Annotated in this window: 8 protein-coding genes; 4 read left to right on the top strand and 4 right to left on the bottom strand. The window is 65.7% G+C overall.

Features of this window, described 5'->3' with window-relative positions; genetic code table 11:
* The first annotated feature begins 259 nt into the window (after positions 1 to 259).
* Both PQU96_RS07830 and tilS read left to right on the top strand, forming a co-directional pair.
* Positions 260 to 1,225, top strand: coding sequence for an acetyl-CoA carboxylase carboxyltransferase subunit alpha (locus tag PQU96_RS07830; protein ID WP_272771734.1), 966 nt, complete (start codon positions 260 to 262; stop codon positions 1,223 to 1,225).
* Positions 1,197 to 2,543: a tRNA lysidine(34) synthetase TilS gene (gene tilS / locus PQU96_RS07825; RefSeq protein WP_272771733.1), complete on the top strand. Its 1,347-nt coding sequence runs from the start codon at positions 1,197 to 1,199 to the stop codon at positions 2,541 to 2,543. The genes PQU96_RS07830 and tilS overlap by 29 nt, the downstream gene beginning before the upstream one ends.
* Positions 2,544 to 2,595: 52 nt before the next feature.
* Here the strand turns inward: tilS and PQU96_RS07820 are convergent, their stop codons facing one another.
* Positions 2,596 to 3,009, bottom strand: coding sequence for a cytidine deaminase (locus PQU96_RS07820; RefSeq protein WP_272771732.1), 414 nt, complete (start codon positions 3,007 to 3,009; stop codon positions 2,596 to 2,598).
* Positions 3,010 to 3,198: 189 nt separating this feature from the next.
* Complete coding sequence (locus PQU96_RS07815; protein WP_272771731.1) at positions 3,199 to 3,567, bottom strand: YMGG-like glycine zipper-containing protein; 369 nt, start codon at positions 3,565 to 3,567, stop codon at positions 3,199 to 3,201.
* Between the two features lie 469 nt (positions 3,568 to 4,036).
* On the opposite strand from PQU96_RS07815, the gene PQU96_RS07810 reads away from it, so the two are divergent.
* Complete coding sequence (locus tag PQU96_RS07810) at positions 4,037 to 4,510, top strand: Lrp/AsnC family transcriptional regulator (protein ID WP_272771730.1); 474 nt, start codon at positions 4,037 to 4,039, stop codon at positions 4,508 to 4,510.
* A 112-nt stretch (positions 4,511 to 4,622) separates the two neighbouring features.
* The gene (locus tag PQU96_RS07805; RefSeq protein ID WP_272771729.1) at positions 4,623 to 4,979 is read left to right on the top strand and encodes a cupin domain-containing protein; all 357 of its coding nucleotides are present in this window, start codon (positions 4,623 to 4,625) and stop codon (positions 4,977 to 4,979) included.
* A 28-nt stretch (positions 4,980 to 5,007) separates the two neighbouring features.
* On the opposite strand, the gene PQU96_RS07800 is transcribed toward PQU96_RS07805, so the two are convergent.
* Both PQU96_RS07800 and PQU96_RS07795 read right to left on the bottom strand, forming a co-directional pair.
* Entirely contained in the window at positions 5,008 to 5,934 is a 927-nt protein-coding gene (locus PQU96_RS07800) for a GGDEF domain-containing protein (RefSeq protein WP_272771728.1), read from the bottom strand.
* Positions 5,935 to 6,136: 202 nt separating this feature from the next.
* The gene (locus tag PQU96_RS07795) at positions 6,137 to 6,745 is read right to left on the bottom strand and encodes an SAM-dependent methyltransferase (RefSeq protein WP_272771727.1); all 609 of its coding nucleotides are present in this window, start codon (positions 6,743 to 6,745) and stop codon (positions 6,137 to 6,139) included.
* Positions 6,746 to 7,140: the final 395 nt, after the last annotated feature.

The raw sequence follows: 7,140 nt of genomic DNA, 5'->3' as shown, positions 1-7,140 counted from the left end.
TGCTTGTAAGGCAGACGCTCTACCAACTGAGCTAAACGCCCGAAACTTGTCTGCTGTGACGCTGTTTTTGCTGCGTCGTTCAGCGAGGAGGCGAATTAAAACACAGCTTTCACGGGGCTGCAAGGGGGTGTCCGGAAAATTTGAATGAATGGCCTTTTTTACATATCTAAGGACAACCGCATTTTGTCGGACAGGGTGGTGCTTATCGCTTCGGCCTCATGCTATCATTGTCGGATTACCCCGAATCGGAAATGTATCAATGAAGCCGACCTTTCTCGATTTTGAGCAGCCGATTGCCGAGCTCGAGAACAAGATTGAAGAACTCCGTTTTGTTCAGGATGACTCCGTGCTGGATATCTCGGAAGAGATCTCTCGCCTGCAGAAGAAAAGCCAGGAGCTCACCAAGACGCTCTATAGCAAGCTGACTCCGTCCCAGATCGCCATCGTTGCCCGGCATCCGCAGCGTCCTTACACGCTGGATTACGTCGACGGTCTGTTTACCGATTTCCAGGAAATGCGCGGCGACCGCGCGTTTGCTGACGATCCGGCCATCGTTGGCGGCCTGGCCCGCTTCAACGGCCAGCCGGTGATGGTGATCGGTCACCAGAAGGGGCGCGATACCAAGGAAAAGATCGCCCGCAACTTCGGTATGCCGCGTCCGGAAGGCTATCGCAAGGCGCTGCGCCTGATGCGTACCGCCGAAAAGTTCGGCCTGCCGGTGATGACTTTTGTCGACACCCCCGGTGCCTACCCCGGTATCGGTGCCGAAGAGCGTGGCCAGTCCGAGGCCATCGGCCGCAACCTGTACGAGATGGCGCGTCTGAAAGTGCCGGTCATCGTTACCGTGATCGGTGAGGGCGGTTCCGGCGGTGCGCTGGCGATTGCAGTCGGCGACTACGTCAACATGCTGCAGTACTCCACCTATTCGGTGATCTCGCCGGAAGGCTGCGCTTCCATCCTGTGGAAGACCGCGGAGCGCGCCGGCGATGCCGCCGAGGCGCTGGGCATTACCGCGCCGCGCCTGAAGACGCTGGGCCTGATCGACCGCGTGGTGAACGAGCCGCTCGGCGGCGCCCACCGCGATCACCCAGCGATGATGACGGCACTGAAGCGCGTACTGCAGGAGCAGCTGAAAGAAGCCAGCTCGCGCGGCATCCCTGAACTACTGAAAACCCGCTTTGACAGACTGATGAGCTATGGCCGCTTCAAGGAAGACGCCGCCTGACCTGCTCGACACGCTGATCCAACACTGGCCGGACGCTTTGTCCGGCCAGTGTCGTTTGGAGCTGGCGTTGTCGGGCGGCATGGATTCGGTGGTACTGCTGGATTTGCTGTGCCGCTGGCGTGATGAGCGCGGCGGGCCGGCATTTTCGGCACTGCACGTGCATCACGGCCTCAGTGCGCAGGCCGACGACTGGGTGCGCGCGTGCGAGGACTGGTGCCGTGTGCGCCAGGTGCCGCTGCGCGTGGTGCGGGTGGCGGTGCAGGTTGGTGGCGGCGACAGCCTGGAGGCCGAGGCGCGCAAGGTGCGCTATCAGGCCTTTGCCGAAGGTGGTGCCGACGTGATCGCGCTGGCGCATCACGCCGACGACCAGAGCGAAACGGTGCTGCTGCAGGTGTTGCGCGGCGGCGGCCCGCGGGCGCTGGCGGCGATGCCGCTGTTGCGCGAGCATCAGGGCCGGCAATTGTGGCGCCCCTTGCTCAAGGTTGGCCGCAGCGCGCTGGCCGCCTATGCCGCCGCGCGGCAGCTGCAGTGGGTGGAGGACGACAGCAATGCCGATACCGATCATTACCTGCGCAACTTCCTGCGCCACGAAGTGATGGGCCGGCTGCGCCAGCGCACGCCGGCACTGGACAAGCAGCTGGCGCGACTGGCGCAGCGCATGGCCGATGCGGCCGAGATGGTCGATACCCTGGCGGCGATGGATCTGGCGCAGGTGCAGCGCGGCCGCGAGCTGGATCTGCCGGCGCTGCTGGCGCTGTCTGATGCGCGCCAGCGCCACGTGGTGCTGGCGTGGCTGACACAGCTGGGGCTGTCGTTGCCGAGTCCGGAGTCGCTGTACAGCTGGCTGGCGCAGGTGCGCAGCGCCGCGGCCGCCACGCAGCCCTTGCTGGAGTACCAGTCGCTGGTGCTGCTGCGCTACCGGCAGCGGCTGCTGGCCTTGCCGCGGGTGACGCCAGAGCCGTGGCCGCCATGCTGTGTGGTCGGCGAGACGCTGCGCCTGCCGCACGGCGAGTTGTCCTGGCGCCGTGCGCCGGGCGGCCTGCCGGATGACTGGCAGGGCCGCTTGCTGGATGTGCTGCCGCGCTCCGGTGGCGAGAAACTGCCGCTCAAGGTTGGCCGCAAGCCGGTGAAGACGGTGTTCCAGGAGGCCGGGGTGCCGCCGCAGTTGCGGCTGGACTGGCCGTTGCTGGAGGACGACGATGGCGAGCTGCTGGCGGTGCCGTCGCTCGGGGTGTCGGTGCTGCACGCTGCCGCCGGCGAAGGCTGGTGGCCGCAGTGGCAGCCGCTGGCAATCGTCAGCCGGCCGGCGAACGACTGAGGCCGGTAACACGCGACACGGCGCCAGCAGCGATGCTGGCGCCGTTGTCTTGTCAGCCGGCGTCGTGCAGGTTTTTCGGGCCGAAGGCGCCCGGCAGCAGCTGCGACAGCGTGGTGTCGATGATGTCCGGACCGTTGCAGATGGCGCGCACCGCCATGTCCGGCCCGAACTCGTTCAGCACCTGGCGGCAGGCGCCGCAGGGCGGGGTCGGCACGTCGGTGGGCGTGTAGATGCACACCGCCAGCACCTCGTCCATGCCGGCGGCGCGGGCGCTGAAGATGGCGGTGCGCTCGGCGCAGTTGGTCAGGCCGAAGGAGGCGTTCTCCACATTGCAGCCGCGCACGATCCTGCCGTCGGCGGTCAGGATCGCCGCACCCACGGCAAAGCGGCTGTACGGCACATAGGCGTGGCGCGCGGCGGCACGGGCCTCGCGGGCCAGCGTGTCCCAATCGATGGTGATGGTCATCGGGCGTTCCTTTGTTGAGGGGGAGGTGATCCTCCTCTTGCTAGCGGCGCCTGTCAATGTGCGGCCAACGTTGGCCGCAGGCAGGATCAAGGGCGGGCCGGCGCGGGCTGCGCGGCGGACAAGAAAAACCCTGCCGGGACGATGGGGGAGTCCGGGCAGGGTGCGCCAACACGCGGGCAGGGTATGGGATCAGTCGCGCCAGTCGCGGCGGCGGTCGTGGTCATGGCCGTGGTAGTGGCGATGGTGCTTGAACTTGTGATGCTTGAACTTGTAGTAGCGGTCAGGGCGGTAGTCGCGATCGTAAACGTAGACCGGCTGGGCCACCGGGCGCACGACGACGCGCTCACGCGACGGCTGGGTCAGGATCACGCCGGTGGCGGCACCGATTGCCCCGCCGACCACGGCACCATCGCGTCCGCCGACCGACTGGCCGATGGCGGCACCGGCCGCGCCGCCGACGGCGCCACCGATAACATGGTCAAGATCACCGGCATGAGCGGTGGCGGCACCAGTTGCCAGCACAATGGCCAGACCGGTCATGATGAGTGATTTGCGCATGGTGGTTCTCCTGTTGCAGTACGTGATTGCAGTGTAAGCGGCAACAGAAAAGTGTGGTCGGCGGTTTTGTGTCGTCTATGTGACGCTTTGTGACAGGCGGCCAAAAGACTTGCGGCCAACCTTTTGCATGAAAGGTTGGCCGCAGCCTGCCGCCGGATTCCGCGCCGGCGGCGTGTTGTGTCCCCGGGCATGGCCCTTGGTCGCTGATGCCAGTTGTCGCCGTGCGTCGGATTTTGTCCGTTTTCGGGCGCTCGCCGCCGGGTAGGCGGCCTGTCTGCAGTGCCGGCAACGGGTGTTGCCGGCGTCGCTGGCGGCTTGTGACGGCCAGGCTGCACTGGGGTGAACCATGCTCAAACTGTAACCCGCGCACCGCGGAACAGGCTTCCGAAAGCGCGGTCACAAAGCGCTATCTTGTGCAGGATATTTTTGCTATTTTCATTTTCAGGAAGAATGTTTCGCAAGGATGAAAATGTCGGAAAACAATCGCGTTGTCAGTGCGCAAGACCGGAAGATCCTGCACGAGCTGCAGAAGAATGCCCGCCTCAGCAACGCCGAGCTGGCCGAGCGCGTCGGCATGTCGCCGTCGGCGTGCTGGAACCACACCCGGCAGCTGGAAAACGACGGCTACATCCAGGGCTACGTCGCGCTGATCAACCAGCAGAAGATGGGCTTGCCTGACACGGTGATGATCGAGGTCACCCTCAACGCGCACGAGGAGGGCACGCTGGCGCGCTTCGGCGAGGAGCTGGCGGCGCTGCCGGAAGTGCTGGAGGCGCACCTGGTGTCCGGCGAGTACGACTACCTGATCAAGGTCGCCGTCGACGGCACCGCCGGCTACGAGCGCTTCCTGCGCGAGAAGCTGTACAAGATTTCCGGCATCCGCCACAGCCGCTCGCACTTCACGCTGCGCTGCATGAAGAGCGTGCCGTCGGTGCAGGTGTGAGCGCTGCGGCCAACCCTGGCCGCCAGCTGGAACCCGCGCCGCAGTTCTGCTTGAATAGCGCCTTTGCGTCTGGCCGGCACGCCGGCTCCGCAACCCCCTCACGGAGCAATACATGATCGTCAGAGTAGACGGGCAGCACCTCGATGCCCAGATCGACTACCCCAACCCGCAACGGCTGGTGCGCGGCAATCCGCAGCGGCGCACCTGGCCCGCCTACGAAAGCGGCGACGGCGTGTGCGCCGCCGGCATCTGGGCCTGCGAGCCCGGCGCCTGGCGCATCGCCTTTGCCGACAACAAGGAAGAATTCTTCTGCATCCGCCACGGCCGGGTGCAGCTGATCGCCGAGAACGGCCACGCCGAAGCCTTCGGCCCCGGCGAGGCCGCGGTGATCCCGGCCGGGTTCCGCGGCGTGTTCGAGGTGCTGGAAGCGGTGGAGAAGTACTACGTGATCGTGACGCGGCCAGGCTGAGCGCCGGGCGAAGGCTGGCCGCAGGCGTTCAGCTCAGGCTGACGATGGTATTGCGCCCGGTCAGCCGCGCCTTGGCCAGCGCCGCCTCCAACCGGATTTGCAGCTGGCGGGCGTTCTGGTCGCTTTCGTGCCAGGTACTGAGGCCGATGCAGATGCTGGTCTCGCAATTGGCGCCATCCGGCCAGAAGGTAAAGCTGCCCAGCCGCTGCTGCAGCCGCTTGGCCACCGTCACCGCATCCAGCAGCGAGGTCTGGCGCAGCAGCATCACCAGCGCGCCGTTCTCGTGGCGGCCGACCAGATCGCCGTCGCGGCTGCTCTGCACGCACAGATAGCTGACCATGCGGCGGAAATGGGCGCGGTTGTAGGCACCCAGCGGCTCCTTGTTGCGGATCGGCACCACCTCGGCGTGGATCTGCAGCGCCGCCAGCGGGTTATGGTAGCGGCGCGCGTGCCCGACCTCGATGCCGGTACGCTCCAGCAGCTGGCCGGCGGACAGCACGCCGCTGATGTAGTCGTCCGGATCCTCTTGCATGTTCTCGTCGCTGGCCGGCATCAGCTGTCGCACCCGCTCGAACAGCTCGTCCTTCCGCTTCAGCAGCTCGTTCATCAGCAGCTGCTGGCTGTGATCCGAAAAGGTGAAGATCAGCGTCGGGTACGACCAGCTCACCACCCGCGCCGACAGCAGCACCGGGAAACAGCGGCCGCGCGCCGAACACAGCTCGCCTTCGAGGTTGTAGAGCAGATCCTGGCGCTGGATGTCGCGCAGGATGTCGTCCAGCGACGGCTTGCGGACGAAGCGCGCCAGCGGCTGGCCCAGCAGCTCGGACAGCGGCAGCCCCAGCTGGATCGACGCCAGCTGGTTGGCTGCCATCACCGTCATGTCGGCGCTGTCCGCCATGATGAAGGCGCCCTGCAAGGTGTCGATCATGTACTGGAAATTCAGCTCGTCCGGCATAGACCTCTCCCCGTGCCATCACTTGCCGACCGGCCACCTGCGTGGCTCTACCCCATAAAATGGCCGGCTGATTCTTAACCTTAGTACATGGAGTGCGCGGCGGCGTGCCGCTTGCCGCGCGGCGGCGTGATATTACGCGGGCATGGCCTGGGGGCGGGCGAAAGGAGGGCGCCGCACTGCGGCCAACGTTGGCCGCAATGGTTTAGGGCTTGCGCGCCACCACCTGCAGCACGCTGGCGCGGCCGGTGTGGTAGCTGCCCTCGACCACCTCGCGCTCCAGCTCGGTGAAGTGCAGCAACTCCAGCCCCGCCAGCTCGTCGCGCACGATGTCGGCCTCCAGCAGCATGTCCGCATCCTTCGGCCCGCCGGTGTTAAACGCCAGCTGGCGCGGGGTGTAGCCCTCCATGATCAGCAGCCCGCCCGGTTTCAACGCCGCAATCGCGCGCGCCATCACCACGCGGCGCAAGGCCGACGGCAGGTGGCAGAACACCGACACCACCGCGTCGAACTGCGCCTCGCCCGGCTGATAGCGCGCCAGGTCGGCCAGCACCACGGTGATATCCACCCCGGCCGCCGACGCGCGCGCCAGCAACTTGGCCAACCCCGCGTGCGACGCATCCACCGCCGTCAGCGCATGACCCAGTTTGGCCAAAAACAGCGCATTGCGGCCTTCGCCTTCGCCCAGACTCAGCACACGGCTGCCCGGCGCCAGCCGCGGCGCCTGCTCGCGCAGAAAATCATTCGGCGCCTCGCCATAGATGAATTCGCTGACGGCAAAACGGGTATTCCAGAAATCGGAGGTATCGCTCATCGGGGGTCCTTGGGGGTAATCGAGGGAAGTGGTGGCGTTACGGTAGCGGGGCGGGGGAGGAGAGGCAAGGCTTGCGGCCAACCTTGCCGCGACGAAGCGTTCTGTTTTTTTGCCACGGAAACACACGGAAGGCACGGACAAAGGCCAAGCGGTATCGGTCATGAACAGCACGACAGCAAAAAGCACCAAGGTTGGCCGCAGGCATGTCGGGTTACGCTGCGCTAACCCGACCTACGGTAACGGGATCGGCCGTATCGCCAGCCAGAACCGGGGCGACGTACCCGTCCCGTTGGTGCAAGCCGTGGAAACTGTCGCCAGCCCGGAAACAAGCCGCCCTCTTTTGAGCGCAGCGTATGGGCGGCGCCGGGATGGCGATAGTTTTCACGGGAATTCGT

This window comes from Vogesella margarita (assembly GCF_028548475.1).
Lineage (GTDB): Bacteria > Pseudomonadota > Gammaproteobacteria > Burkholderiales > Chromobacteriaceae > Vogesella > Vogesella margarita.
Note: the sequence above shows the minus strand (reverse complement) of the source record. Positions and strands in the feature narration are given on the sequence as shown.